Below are 21,817 nucleotides of genomic sequence, written 5' to 3'. Positions count from 1 at the left end.
CAGACCGGAGAAGCAGATGGCTACCACCACACCAGACATAAAGAGGAGCCGGAGCGCCAAGGGCGCGTCCCGCCCCGGGGACCGCATCTTCAGCGGTCTGTCCCGCGGCTCCGGCATCACCCTTCTCGTGATCATGGCCGCGATCGCCGGCTTCCTCACCTACCGCGCCGTCCTCGCGATCTCGAAGGACAGCACGAACTTCTTCACCACCTTCGAGTGGAACCCGGCCGGCAACCCGCCGGTCTTCGGCATCGCCGTCCTCGCCTTCGGCACGGTCGTCTCGTCGATCATCGCCATGGCCATCGCCGTCCCCATCGCGATCGGCATCGCCCTCTTCATCTCGCACTACGCCCCGCGCAAGCTGGCCAAGCCGCTCGCGTACGTCGTCGACCTGCTCGCCGCCGTGCCCAGCATCATCTACGGCCTCTGGGGCGCGATCTTCCTCGTCCCGTACCTGGACGGCCTCAACAAGTGGCTGAACGAGTACTTCGGCTGGACGTACATCTTCGACAAGGCCAACGACGGCCCGGCCCGCAACCTCTTCACCGTGGGCATCCTGCTGGCGATCATGATCCTGCCGATCATCACCAACGTCACCCGTGAGGTCTTCCTCCAGGCCCCGAAGATGATCGAGGAAGCCGCGCTCGCCCTCGGCGCCACGCGCTGGGAGGTCATCCGCATGTCGGTGCTGCCCTTCGGCCGCTCCGGCATCATCTCCGCCTCCATGCTGGGCCTCGGCCGCGCACTCGGCGAGACCATGGCCGTCGCCGTGGTCCTCTCCCCCAGCTTCCTCATCTCGGGCCACCTTCTCGACCCCGGTGGCGGCACGTTCGCGCAGAACATCGCCGCCAAGTTCAACGAGGCCAACGAGTTCGGCCGGGACGCGCTGATCGCGTCCGGTCTCGTCCTCTTCGCCATCACCCTGCTGGTCAACGGCGCCGCCCGCTGGATCATCGGTCGCCGCAAGGAGTACTCGGGGGCAGCGGCATGAGCCACGCCATACAGGATCGTCCGGTCTCGACGGTCAAGCGCGCCAGTTCGCTCTCCAGCGCCCGTCTCCCCCGCTGGAGCCCGATCGCCATCGCCGCCGGCTCCATCGCCGCCGGCATCGGCATCGGCCTCGGCGCCGGCTGGCACAGCAAGGTCCAGTGGGGCATGATCGCCGCGCTGCTCTTCGTGCTCACCACGTACGCGCTGACCACCAAGGTCGAGGGCAGCCGCCAGGCCAAGGACCGCGTCGCCACCAGCCTCGTCTGGGTCTGCTTCATCCTGGCCGTCGTCCCGCTGCTCTCCCTCGCCTGGGTCACGATCAGCAAGGGCATGGAAGTCCTCGACCCGTACTTCCTGAGCCACTCGATGAACGGCGTCCTCGACGCCGAGGCCGGCGGCGGCGTCTACCACGCGCTGCTCGGCACCATCGAGCAGGTCGCCATCGCGACCGTGATCGCCGCCCCGATCGGCCTCCTCACCGCCGTCTACCTCGTCGAGTACGGCGGCGGCAAGCTCGCCCAGGCCGTCACCTTCTTCGTCGACGTCATGACGGGCATCCCGTCGATCGTCGCCGGCCTCTTCATCCTCGCCACCTGGAACCTGATGCTGGGCTTCGGCCCCTCCGGTTTCGCCGGCGCGATGGCCCTGGCCATCCTGATGATGCCGGTCGTGGTCCGCTCCACCGAGGAGATGCTCAAGCTCGTCCCGAACGAGCTCCGCGAGGCCTCCCTCGCCCTCGGCATCCCCAAGTGGCGCACCATCCTGAAGGTGGTCCTCCCCACCGCGATCGGCGGCATCACCACGGGCGTCATGCTCGCGGTCGCCCGTATCACCGGTGAGACGGCCCCGGTCCTGCTCCTCGTGTTCGGTACGAAGCTCATCAACCCGAACCCCTTCGAAGGCGCTCAGTCCTCCCTGCCGCTCTACGTGTACGAGCAGTACGCGGTCGGCACCGACGCCGCCGTGTCCCGCGCGTGGGCAGCGGCGCTCGTCCTGATCGCCTTCGTCATGATCCTCAACCTGGTGGCCCGCGGCATCGCCCGCTGGAAGGCCCCCAAGACCGGCCGCTGACCAGCGTCCACCTCTGGAAGTGAATTGATATGGCCAAGCGAATCGACGTCAGCGGCCTCTCCGCGTACTACGGCGCCCACAAGGCGATCGACGACATCTCCATGACCGTCGAGCCCCGCTCCGTGACGGCCTTCATCGGCCCGTCCGGCTGCGGCAAGTCCACCTTCCTGCGCACCCTGAACCGCATGCACGAGGTCACCCCCGGCGGCCGCGTCGAGGGCAAGGTGATGCTGGACGACGAGAACCTGTACGGCAGCAACGTCGACCCGGTCGCCGTGCGCCGCACGGTCGGCATGGTCTTCCAGCGCCCGAACCCCTTCCCCACCATGTCGATCTTCGACAACGTGGCGGCGGGCCTGCGCCTCAACGGCAAGTACAAGAAGTCGCAGCTCAACGACATCGTCGAGAAGTCCCTCAAGGGCGCCAACCTCTGGAACGAGGTCAAGGACCGCCTGAACAAGCCGGGCTCCGGCCTCTCCGGCGGTCAGCAGCAGCGTCTGTGCATCGCCCGCGCCATCGCGGTCGAGCCCGACGTCCTGCTGATGGACGAGCCCTGCTCGGCCCTCGACCCGATCTCGACGCTGGCGATCGAGGACCTGATCGGCGAGCTGAAGGAGCGCTTCACGATCGTCATCGTGACGCACAACATGCAGCAGGCCGCCCGCGTCTCGGACCGCACGGCCTTCTTCAACCTGGCGGCCGTCGGCCAGCCCGGCAAGCTGATCGAGCTGGACGACACCGAGCGCATCTTCTCCAACCCGAGCGTCCAGGCGACCGAGGACTACATCTCCGGCCGCTTCGGATAAAGACTCGTCTACGGTGCTGCATGGCGGTGCCACCGTTAGACGAAGGGCCCGGCTCCCCCACAGGGGAGCCGGGCCCGACCATTTCAAGCCACCGCTCGTCAGCCGAAGAGCAGCTGCACCACGTAGAAGCTCGCCGCAGCGACAAGCGCGGCCGCCGGCATCGCGATACGGCATCCCCCGGGGGATCACCCCCGGACCCCCAGCAGAACAGCGGCCACCGCTCGTCAGCCGAAGAGCAGCTGCACCACGTAGAAGCTCGCCGCAGCGACAAGCGCGGCCGCCGGCATCGTGATGAACCAGCCCAGGATGATGTTCTTGGCGACACCCCACCGCACCGCGTTGACCCGCTTCGTCGCGCCCACGCCCATGATCGCGGAGGTGATGACGTGCGTCGTCGAGATCGGCGCGTGGAAGAGGAACGCCGAGCCGAACATGATCGACGCACCCGTGGTCTCCGCCGCGAAACCCTGTGGCGGGTCCAGCTCGATGATCTTCCGGCCGAGGGTCCGCATGATGCGCCAGCCACCCGCGTACGTACCCAGCGAGAGCATCACGGCGCACGCGATCTTGACCCACACCGGGATGTCGTCGCCGGAGTCCTGCACATCGGCGATGACGAGGGCCATCACCACGATGCCCATCGTCTTCTGCGCGTCCTGCAGACCGTGGCCGAGCGCCATGCCGGCCGCCGACACCGTCTGCGCGATACGGAAGCCGCGCTTGGCCTTGTGCGGGTTGGCCTTGCGGAACATCCACATGATCGCGCACATGACCAGGTAACCCGCCACGAGGCCGACCACCGGCGAGATGAACATCGGGATGACGACCTTGTCGAGGACGCCACCCCAGATGACCTCCGTACCGCCGGCCAGCGCCGCACCCACCATGCCGCCGAACAGGGCGTGCGAGGAGGAGGACGGCAGACCGAAGTACCAGGTCACCAGGTTCCAGATGATCGCGCCGACCAGCGCGGCGAAGAGGATCCCCATCCCCTTGTCGCCGTGCGGCGTCTCGATCAGGCCCTCGCTGACCGTCTTGGCGACCCCGCTGCCCATGAAGGCACCGGCGAGGTTCATGACGGCGGCCATGGCCAGGGCCGCGCGGGGGGTCAGCGCACGCGTCGACACCGAGGTGGCGATGGCGTTGGCCGAGTCGTGGAAGCCGTTCGTATAGGTGAAGCCGAGCGCGACACCGATGGTCACGATCAGAGCAAAGGTGTCCACGAAGCCTCAGGACTCCTTGACCGCGATGGTCTCCACCGTGTTGGCCACGTGCTCGAACGCGTCGGCCGCCTCTTCCAGCACGTCGACGATCTGCTTGAGCTTCAGCACCTCGATGGCGTCGTACTTGCCGTTGAAGAGCGTCGCGAGCAGCTTGCGGTGGATCTGGTCCGCCTGGTTCTCCAGCCGGTTGACCTCGATCCAGTACTCGGTCAGGTTGGCCATCGTCCGCAGGTTCGGCATCGCCTCGGCGGTCAGCTCCGCCGCCCGCGCCAGCACCTCGATCTGCTGCTCGACACCCTTGGGGAGCTCCTCGACGTTGTAGAGGACGACCAGGTCGACGGCCTCCTCCATGAAGTCCATGATGTCGTCGAGGGAGGACGCGAGGTTGTAGATGTCCTCACGGTCGAACGGCGTGATGAACGAGGAGTTCAGCTGGTGGAAGATGGCATGGGTCGCGTCGTCGCCGGCGTGCTCCGCTGCCCGCATCCGCTCCGCGATCTCGGCCCGGGCGGAAGGCTCCGCTCCGAGCAGTTCCATCAGGAGTTTCGAGCCCGTGACGATGTTGTCCGCGGACGCGGCGAACATGTCGTAGAAGCTCGTCTCCCTGGGGGTCAGACGAAATCGCACGTGAGGTCCTCGGGGTGCTGGGTTTCGGTCAGGCTGATGCTAGGCGCATCATCCGGCCACGGCTAACCGGCGTCTCTCAGTGTCGCCCATCAGGCACAGTGAACAGCACGGGCCCCCGCCCGGATCGGCGGGGATCGGTACCATATACCCACGAGGGGTATACACCCCCTTAATGGACAACGGGAGGACGCCATGACGACCACCGAGGCGGACCAGGTCACCCCCGAGGCCGTCGAGGCCGTCGGGCCGGCCGACCACGAGCACGGTGTGCACGGCTACCACAAACAGAAGGACGAGCACCTCAAGCGGCTCCGCCGGATCGAGGGCCAGATCCGCGGTCTCCAGCGGATGGTCGACGAGGACGTCTACTGCATCGACATACTCACGCAGGTCTCCGCCTCGACGAAGGCCCTGCAGTCGTTCGCCCTCCAGCTCCTGGAGGAGCACCTGCGGCACTGCGTCGCGGAGGCGGCGACCAAGGGCGGCGACGGCATCGACGCCAAGGTCGAGGAGGCCACCAAGGCCATCGCCCGCATGATGCGGACCTGAGGCCTCTCTCCCGCTCCTCCCGTACGCGGTGACGAGCCGGGCCGTCCCGTCAGAGGTCCTCCACGGCCCGCTCCACCGCCACCCTCAGCACCTCGTCGATCCGGTCGGCGCTGAGCCGCTCCCCGTCCGCGGCCGACGCGGCGATGATCAGCTCGCCGCACAGTTCGATCTCGGCGAGGGCGACGCAGTCCGGGTCTGCGGTCACGGTTGCTGTACCGGGCGGGGCCACGCGCATCCACCTCTTCCTGCCGGCGTCGGTCTCCCAGCGGTCTCCCAGCGTAGGGACGGCGACACGCACCGCGCATGACACGTCCGGACCATTTGCCGATGGTCCACGCCAGTACCGGGCCAGGTCAGCCCGTTCAGGCCTTGATCTTCCCGGCGTAGATGTCCCGGCGGTCCGGCAGCGTCACCTGGACGGGGACCCCGAAGCCGTACAGCAGGGTCGTCGACGCGACCGCGACCGTACGGCCCTGGTTGCTGAAGCTGAACTGGTGGCGCACCTTCCGCAGCCGCCCCTCCCCGTCGAGGTACGCGTCGAAGGGCACGGTGTCCGTGGTGAACCCTTTCGCCGCCGCGGCGAGCGCCCCCCTGAGCTGCGGCGCGGCGACCCGGGCGGCGTGCGCGATGTCCGCGACCCCCCGGTAGTGGCTGACTCTCACCCCTGCCAGATCGACCTCACCGACATAGGTGACCTGCCGGGCGCCCCGCAGCAGCTCCGCCGCGGCGGCGGGATCGGTGGCCCCGCCCGTGACGAGGTTCCCGTCGTCGAGGGTGGTGGTGTCGACCCGCACCCACTTGTCGGCGGGCACCCCGGCCCCCCGGTTCTTCATGTAGAGGGCGCCGGGGGTGAGGAGCTCGGTGATCGGCCGGTGCTCGCTGGCCCCGGCCGCGTCCTTCGGCAGCACCACCTGGAGCCGGCCGGTGCGGCGCCGGAAGTCGTAGCCGCCCTCGCCCCGGATGGTGACCCGCGTCCCGCCGGCCGCCATCTCCATGGAGGTGCTCGCCTTGGAGGTGCCGGCCTTCGTCAGCGCGTCGGGGGCGTTCCGTACGGCGAGGGTGGGGTCGCCCTTCGGCCTGGGGTCCTCGGGGGCGGCGCACCCCGAGACCGCCGCGGTCCCGACGAGGGAACCGACCAGGACGGCGGCGACGGCGAACGCCCCGCTCCCGCGCGCGCCCGGACGGCCGTACCGCAGCTGTACCACCATCGCCTGCCAACCCCCAACGCCTCACCGCTGTTTGCCCGGGACCCGCCCGTCCCCGGCCCGCAGGCCCTGGGGACGCCCGATCCGCATAACGACGGTCGAGGCGTGCCGTCACGCGCAGTACCGTGGTGAGGTGCACGCGCAGTCCTCTCCTCACACCACCACGACGTCGGAGCGCGGCTCGTTCGCGCTGGCACGCTGCAGCTGCGGCTGGACGGGACCGGCCCGAAGATCCCGCGACCGGGCCCGCACGGACGCGGCGGACCACCTCCGCACCGCGGAGGGCACAGAGGGCTAGGCGGCGAGGTCGTTGCGGCCGGGGCCGGAGGCCGGGCCCCCGACGCGGGGCTCGGGGATGCCGACCGCCTCCGGGTGCCGGGCCGGCGCGGCCCGGCGGGAGCGGACCAGCGCCGCGCAGCGGCCCGAGCGGGCGACGGCGGACATCACCGGGGTGAGCAGGGCGAGGGCGAGCGGGGCCAGGAGGAGCGCCACCGCCGTACCGAGGGCGAGGCCGCCGATCACGTCGGTCGGGTAGTGGACCCCCATGTAGACCCGCGCGAAGCCCTCGGCGAGGGCCAGGCCGATCGCGACGAGACCGAACCTGCGGTGGGCGACGAAGACTCCGACAGCGAGGGCCATCGCCAGCGTGGCGTGGTCGCTGACGAAGGAGAAGTCGGTCTTCCCGGCGACGAGGACCTCAAGTCCCTGATGGTCCCTGAAGGGCCGGGGACGCTCGACGAAGCCGCGGATGGGGATGTTCACCAGGAGGGCGATACCGGCGGCCAGCGGGGCCCAGACGAGCCCGGCGACGGCCGAGACGGAGTCGGCCAGGGTGCCGCGGCGGCGCACGCCCCACCAGCACCACAGCACGACGAGGGCCATCGCGAGCATGATCCCGTACTCGCCGACGAACTCCATGACGCGGTCGAACCACGGCGGGGCGGCCTTGGCCAGCCCGTTGATGTCGTAGAGCAGGCTGACATCGGGGTTCGAACCGTCCGATGCGAGTCCAGCCATCTGCTGAGGCCCCTTGCTCTCGTGTCTGTGTTTTCCAACCCCCGTGGTCAGAGCGGTCGGACCAAGGAACGAACCGCCTGAGGCGCACGTTCCGATCTCTCCGGTGGATCATGATGACGTTATCGAAGAGTGACGGTTCACCGCAGCTCAGGGCCTGTGCATGACGGAGAGTTCCGGCCATGTCCGGTACGGCCCGAAGGCGCGCGCCGGCCGACGGCCCGTCTGCTCCGCTCAGGCCTGCGGAGCCGACGGCCCGTCTGCTCGGCTCAGGCCTGCGGGAGATGAGTGGGCAGCGCCGCCGCGCCCTCCGCGGTGACCCGGGTCGCACCGAAGTAGTCCGGGGTGTCGATCCGGTCGAAACGGATCACCGCCCCGGTGCGCGGCGCGTCGATCATGTACCCGCCGCCGACGTAGATGCCGACGTGCCGGATGGCCCGCGAGTTGGTCAGGTCGTCGGAGAAGAAGACCAGGTCCCCGGGGAGCAGCTCCTCGCGCGAGGGGTGCGGCCCGGCGTTGTACTGGTCGTTGGCCACGCGCGGCAGCCGGATGCCGACACTCTCGTACGCGGCCTGGGTGAGACCCGAGCAGTCGAACCGGCCGTCCTGCGCGGCCGTGCCCGTACCGCCCCAGAGGTACGGCGTGCCGAGCTTCTCCTGCGCGTAGTGGATCGCACTGGCCGCCTGCCGGGAGGGATCGACACGGCCGACGGGCCGGGCGAAGCTCTTCTCCAGGGACTTGATGATGCGCACGTAGTTCCGGGTCTCGCTGATGGGCGGCACCCCGCCGTGCTTGATCACCCGGTACGCGCCCGCGTTGTACGCGGCCAGCATGTTGCTCGCCGGGTCCCCGGGCACGTTCTTCACATAGCCGGCCAGCTCGCAGTCGTACGAGGCGGCCGAGGGGATCGCGTCCTTGGGGTCCCAGATGTCCCGGTCGCCGTCCCCGTCGCCGTCCACCCCGTGACCGGCCCACGTGCCGGGGATGAACTGGGCGATGCCCCGCGCGTCGGCCGAGGAGACGGCCCGCGGGTTCCAGCCGCTCTCCTGGTAGAGCTGGGCGGCGAGCAGGGCCGGGTTGATGGCGGGGCAGAGGTTCCCCCACCGCTGCACGAGCCCCTGGTAGAGCGCCGGGACCGCGCCCTTGGCGAGCGCCACGGTGCCGTTCGCACTGCTGCCCGCACCGCCGGCGAGACCCGCCGCCGCCGAGTACGTACCGACGACGAGCAGCGCGACGAAGCTCAGACAGACCCCGAAGGCCCCACCGGCCACCAGCCACGCCTTGCCGGCCCTACGCACCGTCAACCACCCCTCGGCTCATGGCAGTACGCCCCCGGGAACGAGTCTAGGCGGTGGGCCGCCGACACCGCCCCAAGAGTGCAACAACGACAATCATTGCCCGGAGTCACTCTCCGTGATACACAGAGTGACCATACGCTTCTTTGCATAGAAACCGGCCAGACCGTCGCAGGTCAAGACGGTCAAGTCGGTCAGATGTGCGGGGATCGGGTAAAGAGAGCCGCCAAGCCGTCACACGCGGGCGGTTTCATCAGCGAAGATAGGGCGATGACCCATGCCGTCCGGCAGGGGCGACTAACTACCCATACAGGGGCGGTGAGTTACATGTACCTGGCGGCAGAAAAAGGCGACATCACCACCATCATCGGTGGAATCGCCCCGAACTGGGGCCCCTTCGGCAGCCTGGGCGCCGAGGCCAAGATCATGATCGAGGTGGTGATGGCCGTGGCCATCCTGCTCTGCCTCGGCATCGCCATCTGGGGAGCGGCCAAGCAGCGCATCGGCGCGACCGCCCTCCGCGACACGTTCAGCGCGGAACAGGGCAAGGGGCTCATCGTGGCCGGCCTGACCGGCGTCTTCATCATCGGATCCCTGGGGACGCTGTTCACCATCGTGTACGGGATGGCGGTCTGACCCCCCGTCGGACACCACCCCCTGAGAATGCGTTCCCCAGATGTCCAGCACGACGTACTGCCCGTACCGCGAACCAGTGAGGGGGCGTTCCCGGCATGAGTCCCGGTGACGAGCACGACAGCTTCGGCGGCGTGGGCGGCTCGGGCCAGACCCGGACCCGCCTGCCCGAAGGCAACAGCGGCGACGTGTACGGCGGCGCCCGCCGCCCCGTCCGCAGCTCCCGCTCCCTCATCACGGTCGTCGGCGTGGTGGTCCTCCTCGTCGCGGCCATCGCCTTCGCCAACCGCGGCGGCGGCGACCCGGCGGACGCGGCGGGCCCCTCCTCCGACACCCCCGGCCGAACGGCCCCCACAGCGGCGACGGGCGTCCGCCCGGTCACCGGCAAGAACGGCCAGATCCCCACGGGCTACGCGCAGGACGAGCAGGGGGCGCAGAGCGCGGCTACGAATTACGCGGTGGCGCTGGGTTCGGTCGACATGTTCAACGCCGACCGGCGCCGGGAGATCGTACGCACCGTCCACGCCCCGGCGGTCGTGGACGACTTCCTCAGGAAGTTCGACGCCTCCTACACAGCCGATCTCATGGCCAGCGCAGGACTCAACAAGGACGGAACCGCCCCCTCCGGCATGACCCTGGTGGCACGCACCATCCCTATCGGCGCGAGGGTCCTGGACTACACGGAGAACTCCGCGACGGTCGAGGTCTGGTGCACCAGCCTTGGTGGCCTCGCAGGCACGGGCTCGACCAAGCCCGTCACTTCCACGTGGTTCACCATCACGGAGAAACTCACGTGGGTCGGGGGCGACTGGCGCCTCGAATCCCTCGACCAGCGCGAGGGGCCCACCCCGGTCAACGGCGACAACCGTGCCTCCATGGCCGACGAGATCGCCGAAGCGGTCGAGGGATACGGAGGGTTCACCTATGCCCGCTGAGCGAAGCCTCCCCGTACGCGCGGCGACCGCGATCGTGGCCGTGTTCCTCTTCCTGCCACTCCTGCTCGCATCGGCCGCCCAGGCCGCTCCCACACCGACGCCTTCGACGCCCACGCCCTCCCCGAGCACGAGCGCGGGCAACAGCGAGTGCAGATTCCTGGTGGGAGAAGCCAGGACGCTCTGCGAGCGGAGTCAGCCCGGTGGTGGCACGGTGCCGCTCCCCGAGACCAACAACGAGCAGGACCCCCTCAAGTCCCTCGCCCGCGGCTTCTCCGACGCCGCCATCGCCACCATCGACTACCTCTCCAAGGCCGTCAAAGAAACCGCCGACGTCGACTTCACCAACACGGAGTTCCTCGGCCGGTACGCCATCGTCTTCGCCGCCTCCACCGTCCTCACCCTCCTCCTCTGGCTCCTCGCCGTCGCCAAGCGCGCCGTCCGCGGCGTCCCCCTCACCACCGCGCTCTCCGAAGCCATCGGCTTCCTCTGGCTGACGGTCCTCGCCTCCGCCTTCACCCCCCTGATCCTCTACACCGTCGTCAACGCCACCGACGCCGTCACCGAGGTCATCGCCTCCGGCACCGGCCAGCAGACCGACATCTTCTTCGGCAGCTTCAAGGAGGCCCTCCAGAAGGGCGACAGCATCGGTGGCGGCCCCATCATGCTGATCATCGTGTCCCTGGTGACCGTCATCGCCGCCGGCGTGCTCTACCTGGAGCTCTTCCTCCGCGCCGTCATGCTGTACGTCGGCGCCCTCCTCGGCGTCGTCGTCTACTCCGGCCTCGTCGACAAGAACATGTGGGGCCACGTCCGCCGCTGGGCCGGCATCATGATCGCGATCATCCTGGTCAAGCCGATCATCGTCATCGTCCTCGGCCTGGCCGGCGCGCTCTCCTCCGGCACCGGACCCGACTCGTTCTCCGCCGTCGTCTCCGGCCTCGCGATCATCCTGCTCGCGATCTTCGCCTCCGCGATGATCTACCGCTTCGTCCCCGGCTTCGGCGATGAGATCGCCGCCTCCCGCAACAACCGCCTCCACCGCGCCGGGGAGAACGCGGCCGCCGCCGTCATCTCCTCCCCCGCCTCCCTGGTCTCCCAGGGCATCAAGACCCACAGCTCCCGCGGCGACGGCGGCGGCGGCCAGGGCGCCCAGCCCGCCCGCCCCGCCAACCCCGTGTCCGGCGGCATGGCCGCCCACAGCAGCCGCGGCGGAAGCGGTGGCGGCGGCGCGACTCCCCCGCCCCCGCCCCGCAGCAGCAGTCCCACCGCGGGAACCCCGCACAGCAGCCGCAAGAACTCTGGAGGTGCAGGGCGTTGACGACCCAGTCCCAGCCGGTCGCGCCCCGCCGTACGTATCTCGTGGGCCGGGCCCGGCCGAACGCGATCGTCGGCAAGAACCGCGAGACGGGCGAGATCGCCCTGATCATCGTCGGCGCCTTCCTCGGCATGGTGAGCGGACTCCTCGTCCCCCTCCTCCCCCTGCGGATCGCGCTCCTCGCCGGCCTCCCGATGCTCGCGATCGCCGCCGTGTACCTCCCGTACAAGCACCGCACGTTCTACAAGTGGTTCGAGATCAACCGCAGCTACAAGCGGATGCTCAAGCGCGGCACGGCCTACCGCTCCGTCGTCACCGAGGCCGGCACCCACCTCGACGGCCGCGAGGTCGAGGTCGGCCCGCCGCCCGGCATCGGCCGCGTCGGCTGGCTCGCCGCCCCCTTCGGCCCCGACGAGATCGCCGTCCTCCTGCACGCCGACCGCCGCACCGTCACCGCCGCCATCGAGATCGAGGGCCCCGGCGTCGGCCTGCGCGACAGCGAGGACCAGGAGGCCCTGGTCGACCGCTTCGGCACCCTCCTCAAGCACGTCGCCAACGGCGACGGCTTCGTGACCCGCCTCCAGATGCTGGCCCGCACCCTCCCCGCCGACCCGGACGCCCACGCCAAGGACGTCGGCCAGCGCGGCGACCCGAACGCGCCGACCTGGCTCATGGAGTCGTACGACCAGCTCCAGTCGATGGTCTCCACCTCCAGCGAGCAGCACCGCGCCTACCTCGTCGCCTGCATGCACTACACCCGCGAACTCGCCGCCGAGGCCAACGCCATGGCCCGCGCCGCCAAGCACGCCTCCGGCGCCCGCAAGCTCGACCGCGACGCCGGCCTCGCCGTCGTCATGGCCCGCGAGCTCACCGACATCTGCGCCCGCCTCGCCGAGGCCGACATCCGCGTCCGCCAGCCCCTCGGCCAGTCCCGGCTCGCCTCCCTCGTGCACTCCATGTACGACCCGGACCACCCCATCGACCACATCCAGGCCATGACGAAACGAAACGCTTGGCCCGCCGAACTGGACGCGATGGAGCCGACGTACCTCCAGGCAAAGACCCGCGAGTCCTCCACCCGCGCCCCCTGGTGCCACGCCACCGCCTGGGTGAAGGAGTGGCCCATGACCCCCGTCGGCGTCAACTTCCTCGCCCCGCTGCTCGTCCACACCCCGGACGTGATCCGTACGGTCGCCGTGACCATGGATCTCGAGCCCACCGAGGTCGCCATCGAGCGGATGCTCACCGAGAAGACCAACGACGAGGCCGACGCCAGCCGCGCCGCCAAGATGAACCGCACCGTCGACCCGCGCGACATCGCCGCCCACGGCCGGCTCGACCAGCGGGGTGAAGATCTCGCCAGTGGCGCGGCCGGAGTGAACCTCGTCGGGTACATCACGGTGTCGTCGCGTTCACCCGAGGCCCTGGCCCGGGACAAGCGCACGATCAGGGCCTCCGCCGGCAAGTCGTATCTGAAGCTGGAGTGGTGCGACCGCGAGCACCACCGGGCCTTTGTGAACACCTTGCCGTTCGCGACCGGCATCCGCCGCTAGGGCCGAAGGGGCACAGACCCATGCGAGATCCGCTGTCCGTCCTCACCGACGCCTTCACCGCCTTCCTCTTCGGCAAGGTGGAGACGACCCGTCTGCCCGTCCGCACCTCCACCGGGCAGGCCCAGGCCGTCTACCTGCCGACCGCCGCCCCCGGCCTCGGCGACTCCGGCGTCATCATCGGCCGCGAGGTCTACAGCGGCAAGGGGTACATCTACGACCCCTTCCAGCTGTACGGGCAGCAGCTCCCCGCCCCGCACTGGCTGGTCCTCGGCGAGTCCGGCAACGGCAAGTCGGCGCTGGAGAAGACGTACGTGCTCCGCCAGCTCCGCTTCCGCGACCGGCAGGTCGTCGTCCTCGACGCCCAGGGCGAGGACGGCGTCGGCGAATGGAACCTCATCGCGCAGGAGCTGGGGATAACCCCCATCCGCCTGGACCCCATGGTCGCCAACGACTCCGGGATCCGCCTCAACCCGCTCGACCCGTCGATCACCACGACCGGCCAGCTCGCCCTGCTCCGGACGATCATCGAGGTGGCGATGGGCCACGGCCTCGACGAGCGCTCCGGCTTCGCGCTCAAGGTCGCCCACGCGTACGTCGTCGAGCACACCACCCACCGCCAGCCGATCCTCACCGACATCGTGGAGCGGCTCCGGCACCCCGAGGCGGAATCCGCCGAGGCGATGAACGTCGACATAGACGATGTACGGGCCTGGGGCCTGGACGTCGCCCTCGTCCTGGACCGGCTGGTCGACGGTGACCTCCGGGGCATGTTCGACGGCCCGACGACCGTCGGCATCGACCTCGACGCGCCCCTGATCGTCTTCGACCTCTCCCACATCGACCGCAACTCCATCGCCATGCCGATCCTCATGGCGATCGTCGGCGTCTGGCTGGAGCACACCTGGATCCGCCCCGACCGGAAGAAGCGCATCTTCCTCGTCGAGGAGGCCTGGCACATCATCAACAGCCCGTTCGTGGCGCAGCTGTTCCAGCGGCTGCTCAAGTTCGGCCGCCGCCTCGGCCTGTCCTTCGTCGCCGTCGTCCACCACCTCTCCGACGTCGTCGACGGAGCGGCGGCGAAGGAGGCCGCGGCGATCCTCAAGATGGCGTCCACCCGGACCATCTACGCCCAGAAGGCCGACGAGGCACGCAACACGGGCCGGGTCCTCGGACTGCCCCGCTGGGCGGTCGAGATCATCCCGACCCTCACCCCCGGCATCGCGGTCTGGGACGTCAACGGCAATGTGCAGGTGGTCAAACACCTCATCACCGAACGAGAACGCCCGCTGGTCTACACGGACCGCGCCATGACGGAGGCCTCGGCCCCGTCGGGAGACCCGGACCTCGAATGGGAGACGGAGCAGCGCGCGATCCTCATCGAGCAGCAGATGAACGGCACTTCGCAGTCGACGGTGGCATAGATGGAAGAGGCACGGAAGGGCGGGGGAGGGGTCTCCGACGGGCTGTTGCTCAGCCTGTTCGGCCTCCTTCTGTGCCTCACGGTCCTGGTGTGGACGGCGACCGGCCTGGCCGGTCTGTTCTCCCACGGCGCCTGGCCGCGGGGCGTCGCCTTCATGGGCACGCCCTCGGCCCTGCGCTCCCTGGCCACGGCCCCGACGGACCTCGCGGCGGCCTGGCCGGCCACCCCGCCGGGCCAGCTCTCCGGCTACGGCCTGTTCTGGGGCCTGCTGATCGGCGAGGCGATGATCCTCTTCGTCCTCGCGGTCTTCGCGCTGGGCACCCTGGCCCGCTGGCGTGCGGTGCGCGCCAACAGGAAGGCGGGGGCGTACGGGCACGTCCCCCCGGCTCCGGTACGGGAGGACCGGGCTCCGGCGTCCCCCGCCGAGGCCGCTCAGGTCATACCGCCCCGGACGGAGACCCCCGCGGCGTCCGCCCCGGCGGTCCCTCCCGCCCCTGCGACGTCACCGGGCCCGGGGGTCCCGGCGCCCGTCGGTGCGACGCCCGCCACCCCGTCCCCCGCGCCGACGGCCACGGCGGCGATGCCCGTCGTCCCGGCACCCGCCGAACCGACGTCCGCTTCCGCGGGCACGGGGGCGGGCACACCGGTCGTACCGGCGCCCCTCGTGACCTCGCCCGTTCCCGCTCCGCACCCCGTCTCCGGTACCGCTGCCGCTGCCGCCGGTCAGGCGACCCGTACGTTCTACGGCCCCCCGGACGCCCGCCTCCCCGCAGCCGTCCAGGCCGTCCAGGACGCCGAGGGCCCTGTCCTGGTCGTCACCTCCGACCCCGCCCTCTGGGCCGCGACCAAGGACGCGCGCGGCAAACTCGGCCCGGTCCTCGTCCACGACCCCGGCCACCTGTGCGACACGCCCGCGCGACTCCACTGGTCGCCGTCCGAGCGCTGCGAGGACCCGGCCGTGGCCGCGGAACGGGCGGTCGCCCTCCTCGCCCCCGTACGCCCGCATTCCCGCCTCGACGCGGCCACCGCCGACACCGCGGAAACGCTCCTGCGCTGCTGGCTGCACGCCGCCGCCGTGGACGGACGCCCGTTCCGCCAGGTCCACCGCTGGGCGCAGGGCACGGGCGCCCACGAACCGGTACGGATCCTCCGCAGCCACCCGAAGGCGGCCTCCGGCCACGCGGGACTGCTCGAATCGGCGCTCACCGCGCACCCGGAAAGCCGCCGCATGGCACAGGAACTGACGGCCCGTGCGCTGGCGTCGCTCTCCTCGGTCCACATCCGGGAGGCCTGCACCCCGAATCGAACGGATTCGCTGGCGCTGGCATCTTTCCTCCCCGAAGGGGGCACCCTCTACGTGGTGGGGGAACCGATCGAGGATCCCCGCACCCACCCCGGCGCGATGCCGCTCCTGACGGCGCTCGCCGCAAGCGTGGTCGAGCACGGCCGCCGCATGGCCGCACGGTCATCCGACGGTCGGCTCGACCCACCAATGACCCTCGTCCTGGACGACGTCGCCGCCGTGGCCCCGCTCCCCCAGCTCCCGGAGCTCCTCACCACCGGCCACACCCTGGGCCTCCCGACGCTGGCACTGATGCGCTCACCGGAACAGGCCCGCACCAGATGGCCGGAAACCTCCCTGAGCCACTGAGAGCCCCGGCCCCGCCCCTCCCGGGTCAGAGGGCGCGGCCGCGCAGGGAGTGCAGGTGGGCGCGGGCGGCCTCGGCGGCATGGGTGAACCAGTCGGCGATGACCGCGGTCTCCTCCGGGGTGTACCGGGCGAAGACCTCCTCAAGTCGGGCGTAGAACGGCTGGTACAGCGCGACGACCCGTGCGGCCGCGTCCGGGTCCGCGACCACGCGCACCCGCCGCCGGTCGGCCGGGTCCGGGGCCCGGCGGGCGTAGCCGGCCTTCTCCAGCCGGTTGAGCACACCGGTCACGGCCCCCGTGGTGAGGTTGGCGCGCTCCGCCAGGTCCCCGGCCGACAGCGGGTCCTCGCCGGCGCCGAGCACGTGCCCGAGACAGGTCAGGTCGGTCACGTTGAGGCCGAGGGCCTGGGCGACCTCCTGCTGGCCGATGAGGCCCAGGGCCACGTACGCGTCCATCCGATGGATCGCCTCGCCGACGGTGGCCGGGGGACGGCTCTTGCCCTCCACGCAGGGACTCCTTAGCATCTAAGTTACTTAGCTCGTGAGATAAACCGTCTCACCGATGCCTTCATCCTGCCTGCCCCGACACCCCACAGGAGCATCCATGAGCGCCCACGGCGACGTCGACCTCGGCCACACCCTGGCCGGCTGGACCGGAACCGCCCTCGCCGGACTGGGCTCCGCCGTCGCCGGAGCCGGAATCTGCCTGGACCGCACCTCGGCCCTGTGGCTCGGCGCGGCACTGACCGTCCTCGCCGCCGCCGTGACCTGGGCCCTCCACCTGGCCGGCTGGGGCAAGCCCTCCGGCCCCCGCCCGGCCGACCAGTGGGACTGGCGCGTCCGCGACGCCGGTGCCCGCCACGGCCACCCCGACTGCCTCGGCTGCCGCCTCGCGGGCCGCACCGACACGGCCACCGCCCGGACGCGGCCGCGTCCCGAACCGGCCCCCGCCCGCCCCTGATCCCGACGCTGGCCCCCGCCGTGGTCCCGGCCCTGATCCCCACCGTGATCCCGGCCCCACCACCGACGACCTACGAAGCCCGCCGCACCTCGTACTCGATCTCCGTCGCCGTGTCGTGCCCCGGGACGGGCGCCCGGTCCCCCGTCGCCACGAAGCCGAAGCGGCGGTAGAAGGCCGCGGCCCGCGCGTTGTCCTCGTGGACGTAGAGCCGCACCCGCTCGACCGGCTCCTCAAGCGACCAGGACCACTCGACGCCCGCACGGAACAGCGCGTCGATCACACCCGTCCCCCGCGCCTCGGGCCGTACATAGACACCCACGATGTGCGTCTGGTCGACCTTCGCCGGCCCCCCGAAGCGCACCTCGCCCGACGGCCGCTCCACCAGGAGCGAGATCGTGCCGACCCAACTCCCGTCCGGGGCCTCGGCCACGAACTGCCGCACCTTCCCGTCACCCGTCTCGGACGCCCCCTCGGCACGCTCCTGCCAGAACGAGTCCGGGCGCCGCACGGCGTCCTCGTACGTGTCGAGGAACGCGAGATGAGCGACCGGGTCCCGGAGCGCCGCCAGGCGGATCTCGCGGGTCTGCTCCCACTCGTCGGCGCGGATGACACGTATCGAAAAGTCCATGGGCCCGATCCTCCGACGCCCGCACCCGACTGACAAGGGCTTTTCGTCTCCGTCGTACCCCGGTACTACGCCCACGCCCCACCTCCCGCCCCAGGTCGGACGAACGCCCGCCGTCGGCTCCCTAGCGTCGTCAGCATGATCCGAGCAGAGAACCTCACCAAGCGGTACGGGGACACCACCGTCGTCCGGGACCTCAGCTTCACCGTCCGACCGGGCGCCGTCACCGGCTTCCTCGGCCCCAACGGCGCCGGAAAGTCCACCACCCTCCGCATGATCCTCGGCCTCGACGCCCCCACCCGCGGCCACGCCACCGTCGACGGCCGCCCCTACGCCCGGCACGGCGCCCCGCTCACCCGCGTCGGCGCCCTCCTCGAAGCCCGCTCCGTGCACCCCGGCCGCTCCGCCCGCCACCACCTCACGGCCCTCGCCCTCACCCACGGCATCCCGCGCTCCCGCGTCGACCGGGTCCTCGCCGTCACCGGCCTCACCCATGTCGCCGACAAGCGCGTGAAGGGCTTCTCCCTCGGCATGGGCCAGCGCCTCGGCATCGCCGCCGCCCTCCTCGGCGACCCGGCCACCGTCGTCCTCGACGAACCGGTCAACGGGCTCGACCCCGAGGGCGTGCTCTGGATCCGCACCCTCCTCAAGTCCCTCGCCGCCGAGGGCCGCACCGTCCTGGTCTCCTCCCACCTGATGAGCGAGATGGCCCTCACCGCCGAGCACCTCATCGTCATCGGCAAGGGCCGGCTCCTCGCCGACACCACCGTCGACGAACTCGTCCGCACCTCCGGCGGCGCCACCGTCAAGGTCGTCACCCCGGAGGCCGACCGGCTGCGGAACCTCCTCCTCGGCGCCGCCATCACCCTGGAGGCCCCCGACACCCTCCTCGTCACCGGCCCGGACGCACCGGAGATCGGCCGCACGGCCGCCGCCCACGGCCTCCCCCTCCATGAACTCACCCCCCAGGCCGCCTCCCTGGAACAGGCGTTCATGGCCCTCACCCACGATTCCGTCGAATACCAGGGAGCCCCCGCATGACCACCCCGACCATCCCCCGGACCGTCACCCCGGCCACCGCCCCGACCGTGACCGCGCGCCTCACCCACCCGCGCGTACTCCGCTCCGAGTGGCACAAACTGTGGACCGTCCGCTCGACCTGGATCACCGTCCTCACCGCCACGGCGCTCGTCCTCGGCATCGGCATCCTCATGGGCGCCACCTACACCTCCGACGGCGGCGACTCCGACGTCGACACCGTCATCCTCACCCTCTACGGCAGCCAGCTCGGCGCCATCGCCCTCGCCGTCCTCGGCATCCTGGTCACGGCCGGCGAGTACGCGACGGGCATGATCCGCGCCACCCTCACCGCCGTCCCCAGCCGCCTCCCCGTCCTGGGGGCGAAGGCCGCCGTCTACACCGGCACCGTCCTCACCCTCACCCTCGTCACCAACCTGCTGACCTTCCTCACCGCGCAGGTCTTCCTCTCCGACACCGACCAGGCAGCCTCCCTCACCGACGACGGCGTCCTCGCCGCCCTCGCGGGCAACGCCGCCGGCATCACCCTCCTCGGCCTGATCGCCCTCGGCCTCGGCGCGACCCTTCGTTCCGTACCCGGCGCGATCGGCGCCTTCGTCGGCGGCGTGATGATCCTGCCCGAGGTCCTCGGGATGCTCCCGTACGAGGTCATGGAGACGGCCGTCCGGTACTTCCCCACCCAGGCCGCCGGCGCCCTCGGCTCTGCCACCCCGCTCCCGGGCGCGGCGTCCCCCGGCGCCGGCCTCCTCGCCCTGCTCCTCTGGGCGGCCGCGACACTCGCGGTCCCCGCACTGTTGCTCAAGCGCCGGGACGTATGAGGATGATGACCGAGTGACCACGGAAGCGACCGCGACGACGGGCCTCAGCCGCTCCCTCCAGCGACTGCTCGCGCGGGCCCGGGCGTCCGACACCCGCCGACCCTGGTTGTGGGACTCCACGCTGACGCTCTTCTGGACGGCCGCGACACTGGTGGACGCGTCGGGCGGCTGGCGGAACACCGCCCCCGACCCGTCCGTCCCCACCTGGCTCGTGGTCACCCTGAGCCTCGGCCTCTCCCTCCCGCTGTACCGACGCCGCCGGAACCCCCTGGCCGTCCTCGCCGTGATGGCCTGCGCGGCGCTGGTCAGCGCCGCCTCGGGCGCCTTCCTCCAGGCCGGCTACCTCCAGCTGATCCCGCTCTTCCACATCGCCCTCACCCGCCCGCCCCGCGCCCTCCTGTGGTCCTCCGCCCTGCTCCTGCCGCCCCTCCTCACGGGGGCGGTCCGCTTCCCCCGGGGAAGCTGGGACCAGCACGTCGTCCCCACCCTGTGGACGTACGCGCTCGTCGCACTCCTCGGCATCGCGGTCCGCTCCCGCATGGACCACACGGCGGCCCTCGTCGACCGGGCCCGCCGCCTGGAGATCGAACGCGACCAGGAGGTACGGCTCGCGGCCGCGGCCGAACGCACCCGGATCGCCCGCGAGATGCACGACATCATCGGCCACAACCTCTCGGTCATCACGGGCCTCGCGGACGGCGGCCGGTACGCGGCGGCGAAGAACCCCGAGCGCGCCGCCCAGGCCCTCGAAGCCATCGGCACGACGAGCCGCGAGGCCCTCGCCGAACTCCGCCGGCTCCTCGGCGTCCTGCACGACGACGCCCCGGAGGCGGCCCGCGACCCCCAGCCCACCCTGGCCGACCTCGACGCCCTGATCACCGGCGTACGGAAGGCGGGCCTGCCGGTACGGTTCGACCGGGCCGGCACCTCCCCCGACCGCCCGCTCACCCCGGGCGCCCAGCTGACGGTCTACCGGGTGGTCCAGGAAGCCCTGACGAACGCCCTGAAGCACGCGGGCGAGGGCGCGAAGGCGACCGTGCTCCTCACCCACTCTCCCCAGGAGGTACGGGCGGAGATCACGAACACGGGCCCGGCCGTCCCGCCGACCCCACCGTCCGGTCAGGGCCAGGGACTTACCGGGATGCGGGAGCGCGCGGCCCTCTACGACGGCACACTCGACACCGGCCCGCTGCCGACCGGCGGCTGGCACGTCGGACTCCGACTTCCCCGGGAGGACTCCCCCTCGTGACGACCGTTCTCATCGCGGACGACCAGCCGATGCAACGCTTCGGCTTCCGCATGCTGTTGGAGAGCCAGGACGACATGACCGTCGTCGGCGAGGCCGCGAACGGCACCGAGGCGATCCGGCTGGTCGACCGCCACCACCCCGACGTCGTCCTGATGGACATCCGGATGCCGGGCCTCGACGGCATCGAGGCCACCCGCCGGATCGTCGCCGCGGGAGCCCGCACCCGCATCCTGATCGTCACCACGTTCGACCTGGACGAGTACGCGTACGACGGCCTGCGCGCCGGCGCCAGCGGCTTCCTGGTGAAGGACGCCCGGCCGGAGGAACTCCTCGCCGGGATCCGCGCGGTGGCGAGCGGCGACGCGGTCGTCGCCCCGAGCCTCACCCGCCGCCTCCTGGACGCCTACATCCACCACCTGCCGACGTCCCCCACGGCGGACCCACACCCGGAGGACCCGCGCCTCGGCTCCCTCACGGAGCGGGAACGCGAGATCCTCACGGTCATCGGCCAGGGCTGGACGAACAGCGAGATCGCCGAACGCCTCCACCTCGCGGAATCGACGGTGAAGACCCACGTCGGCCGCATCCTCGCGAAGACGGGCGCCCGCGACCGCGTCCAAGCGGTGATCCTGGCGTACGACACCCAACTGGTCACGCCGGCCTGAGCCGAGGGAGCCCCGAAAGGGGTTCCGGCCCGTAAACGCAGAAAAGCCCCGCACCATGAGGTGCGGGGCTTTCCCACAATGATTGTTCGGCGGCGTCCTACTCTCCCACAGGGTCCCCCCTGCAGTACCATCGGCGCTGAAAGGCTTAGCTTCCGGGTTCGGAATGTAACCGGGCG

Annotated in this window: 23 protein-coding genes and 1 rRNA gene; 15 read left to right on the top strand and 9 right to left on the bottom strand. The window is 70.9% G+C overall.

The window, feature by feature from the left end:
• Positions 1-16: 16 nt before the first annotated feature.
• From pstC to pstB, 3 genes are read left to right on the top strand one after another with little or no spacing between them, the layout of a single operon-like run.
• Complete coding sequence (pstC, locus tag ACIP8Z_RS16760) at positions 17-991, top strand: phosphate ABC transporter permease subunit PstC (RefSeq protein WP_402083929.1); 975 nt, start codon at positions 17-19, stop codon at positions 989-991.
• Entirely contained in the window at positions 988-2,061 is a 1,074-nt protein-coding gene (gene pstA, locus ACIP8Z_RS16755) for a phosphate ABC transporter permease PstA (RefSeq protein WP_402083927.1), read from the top strand. Before pstC ends, pstA begins: the two co-directional genes overlap by 4 nt.
• 29 nt (positions 2,062-2,090) lie before the next feature.
• Positions 2,091-2,867 (top strand): phosphate ABC transporter ATP-binding protein PstB, encoded by a 777-nt coding sequence (gene pstB, locus ACIP8Z_RS16750; protein ID WP_030323320.1) that lies wholly within the window; start codon positions 2,091-2,093, stop codon positions 2,865-2,867.
• 224 nt (positions 2,868-3,091) lie between these two features.
• Here pstB and ACIP8Z_RS16745 read toward each other — a convergent pair whose 3' ends face one another.
• Positions 3,092-4,090, bottom strand: coding sequence for an anion permease (locus ACIP8Z_RS16745; protein ID WP_402083925.1), 999 nt, complete (start codon positions 4,088-4,090; stop codon positions 3,092-3,094).
• Positions 4,091-4,096: 6 nt separating this feature from the next.
• Positions 4,097-4,717 (bottom strand): DUF47 domain-containing protein, encoded by a 621-nt coding sequence (locus tag ACIP8Z_RS16740; RefSeq protein ID WP_015035093.1) that lies wholly within the window; start codon positions 4,715-4,717, stop codon positions 4,097-4,099.
• A 192-nt stretch (positions 4,718-4,909) separates the two neighbouring features.
• On the opposite strand from ACIP8Z_RS16740, the gene ACIP8Z_RS16735 reads away from it, so the two are divergent.
• Positions 4,910-5,266, top strand: a complete 357-nt coding sequence (locus ACIP8Z_RS16735) for a metal-sensitive transcriptional regulator (protein WP_229315229.1) — start codon at positions 4,910-4,912, stop codon at positions 5,264-5,266.
• Positions 5,267-5,315: 49 nt separating this feature from the next.
• Here ACIP8Z_RS16735 and ACIP8Z_RS16730 read toward each other — a convergent pair whose 3' ends face one another.
• The 4 genes from ACIP8Z_RS16730 to ACIP8Z_RS16715 all read right to left on the bottom strand — a co-directional run bounded on the left by ACIP8Z_RS16730 (position 5,316) and on the right by ACIP8Z_RS16715 (position 8,783).
• Positions 5,316-5,501, bottom strand: coding sequence for a hypothetical protein (locus ACIP8Z_RS16730; RefSeq protein ID WP_030323327.1), 186 nt, complete (start codon positions 5,499-5,501; stop codon positions 5,316-5,318).
• A gap of 127 nt (positions 5,502-5,628) precedes the next feature.
• The gene (locus tag ACIP8Z_RS16725) at positions 5,629-6,474 is read right to left on the bottom strand and encodes a hypothetical protein (RefSeq protein ID WP_402083922.1); all 846 of its coding nucleotides are present in this window, start codon (positions 6,472-6,474) and stop codon (positions 5,629-5,631) included.
• A 291-nt stretch (positions 6,475-6,765) separates the two neighbouring features.
• On the bottom strand, positions 6,766-7,488 hold the full coding sequence (locus ACIP8Z_RS16720; RefSeq protein WP_402083919.1) for a phosphatase PAP2 family protein: 723 nt from the start codon (positions 7,486-7,488) through the stop codon (positions 6,766-6,768).
• Positions 7,489-7,754: 266 nt separating this feature from the next.
• A complete protein-coding gene (locus ACIP8Z_RS16715) occupies positions 7,755-8,783 on the bottom strand; it encodes an NlpC/P60 family protein (protein WP_402085268.1) in 1,029 nt (342 codons plus the stop codon).
• A gap of 324 nt (positions 8,784-9,107) precedes the next feature.
• On the opposite strand from ACIP8Z_RS16715, the gene ACIP8Z_RS16710 reads away from it, so the two are divergent.
• From ACIP8Z_RS16710 to ACIP8Z_RS16685, 6 genes are all read left to right on the top strand, one after another.
• Positions 9,108-9,416: a hypothetical protein gene (locus ACIP8Z_RS16710; protein WP_017242359.1), complete on the top strand. Its 309-nt coding sequence runs from the start codon at positions 9,108-9,110 to the stop codon at positions 9,414-9,416.
• Positions 9,417-9,511: 95 nt separating this feature from the next.
• Positions 9,512-10,348 carry a hypothetical protein gene (locus tag ACIP8Z_RS16705; RefSeq protein WP_402083916.1) on the top strand — a complete coding sequence of 279 codons (837 nt, stop codon included), beginning with the start codon at positions 9,512-9,514 and terminating at the stop codon, positions 10,346-10,348.
• On the top strand, positions 10,338-11,666 hold the full coding sequence (locus ACIP8Z_RS16700) for a hypothetical protein (protein WP_402083914.1): 1,329 nt from the start codon (positions 10,338-10,340) through the stop codon (positions 11,664-11,666). Before ACIP8Z_RS16705 ends, ACIP8Z_RS16700 begins: the two co-directional genes overlap by 11 nt.
• On the top strand, positions 11,663-13,216 hold the full coding sequence (locus ACIP8Z_RS16695) for an SCO6880 family protein (RefSeq protein WP_402083911.1): 1,554 nt from the start codon (positions 11,663-11,665) through the stop codon (positions 13,214-13,216). Before ACIP8Z_RS16700 ends, ACIP8Z_RS16695 begins: the two co-directional genes overlap by 4 nt.
• Before the next feature lie 20 nt (positions 13,217-13,236).
• The gene (locus ACIP8Z_RS16690; protein WP_402083908.1) at positions 13,237-14,637 is read left to right on the top strand and encodes an ATP-binding protein; all 1,401 of its coding nucleotides are present in this window, start codon (positions 13,237-13,239) and stop codon (positions 14,635-14,637) included.
• Positions 14,638-16,287, top strand: coding sequence for a type VI secretion protein (locus tag ACIP8Z_RS16685; RefSeq protein ID WP_402083905.1), 1,650 nt, complete (start codon positions 14,638-14,640; stop codon positions 16,285-16,287).
• Between the two features lie 25 nt (positions 16,288-16,312).
• On the opposite strand, the gene ACIP8Z_RS16680 is transcribed toward ACIP8Z_RS16685, so the two are convergent.
• Positions 16,313-16,792, bottom strand: coding sequence for a MarR family transcriptional regulator (locus tag ACIP8Z_RS16680; protein ID WP_073911780.1), 480 nt, complete (start codon positions 16,790-16,792; stop codon positions 16,313-16,315).
• A gap of 97 nt (positions 16,793-16,889) precedes the next feature.
• Between ACIP8Z_RS16680 and ACIP8Z_RS16675 the strand changes: the two genes are divergently transcribed.
• A complete protein-coding gene (locus ACIP8Z_RS16675; RefSeq protein ID WP_402083902.1) occupies positions 16,890-17,246 on the top strand; it encodes an HGxxPAAW family protein in 357 nt (118 codons plus the stop codon).
• Positions 17,247-17,316: 70 nt separating this feature from the next.
• Here the strand turns inward: ACIP8Z_RS16675 and ACIP8Z_RS16670 are convergent, their stop codons facing one another.
• Entirely contained in the window at positions 17,317-17,874 is a 558-nt protein-coding gene (locus tag ACIP8Z_RS16670; protein WP_402083899.1) for a GNAT family N-acetyltransferase, read from the bottom strand.
• Positions 17,875-18,009: 135 nt separating this feature from the next.
• Between ACIP8Z_RS16670 and ACIP8Z_RS16665 the strand changes: the two genes are divergently transcribed.
• Genes ACIP8Z_RS16665 through ACIP8Z_RS16650 form a run of 4 tightly spaced genes read left to right on the top strand, consistent with a single transcriptional unit; the run spans position 18,010 to position 21,641 of the window.
• On the top strand, positions 18,010-18,912 hold the full coding sequence (locus ACIP8Z_RS16665) for an ABC transporter ATP-binding protein (protein ID WP_402083896.1): 903 nt from the start codon (positions 18,010-18,012) through the stop codon (positions 18,910-18,912).
• The gene (locus ACIP8Z_RS16660; protein WP_402083894.1) at positions 18,909-19,727 is read left to right on the top strand and encodes an ABC transporter permease; all 819 of its coding nucleotides are present in this window, start codon (positions 18,909-18,911) and stop codon (positions 19,725-19,727) included. The genes ACIP8Z_RS16665 and ACIP8Z_RS16660 overlap by 4 nt, the downstream gene beginning before the upstream one ends.
• 13 nt (positions 19,728-19,740) lie before the next feature.
• Positions 19,741-20,976 carry a sensor histidine kinase gene (locus ACIP8Z_RS16655; RefSeq protein WP_402083892.1) on the top strand — a complete coding sequence of 412 codons (1,236 nt, stop codon included), beginning with the start codon at positions 19,741-19,743 and terminating at the stop codon, positions 20,974-20,976.
• A complete protein-coding gene (locus ACIP8Z_RS16650; protein ID WP_402083889.1) occupies positions 20,973-21,641 on the top strand; it encodes a response regulator in 669 nt (222 codons plus the stop codon). Before ACIP8Z_RS16655 ends, ACIP8Z_RS16650 begins: the two co-directional genes overlap by 4 nt.
• Before the next feature lie 84 nt (positions 21,642-21,725).
• Here the strand turns inward: ACIP8Z_RS16650 and rrf are convergent.
• Positions 21,726-21,817 (bottom strand): 5S ribosomal RNA (rrf, locus tag ACIP8Z_RS16645); the annotation flags it as partial.

The organism is Streptomyces sp. NPDC088553 (genome assembly GCF_044752965.1).
In the GTDB taxonomy this organism is placed as follows: domain Bacteria; phylum Actinomycetota; class Actinomycetes; order Streptomycetales; family Streptomycetaceae; genus Streptomyces.
The sequence above is the reverse complement of the archived record's forward strand: the minus strand, read 5'-3'. Positions and strand labels throughout refer to the sequence as shown.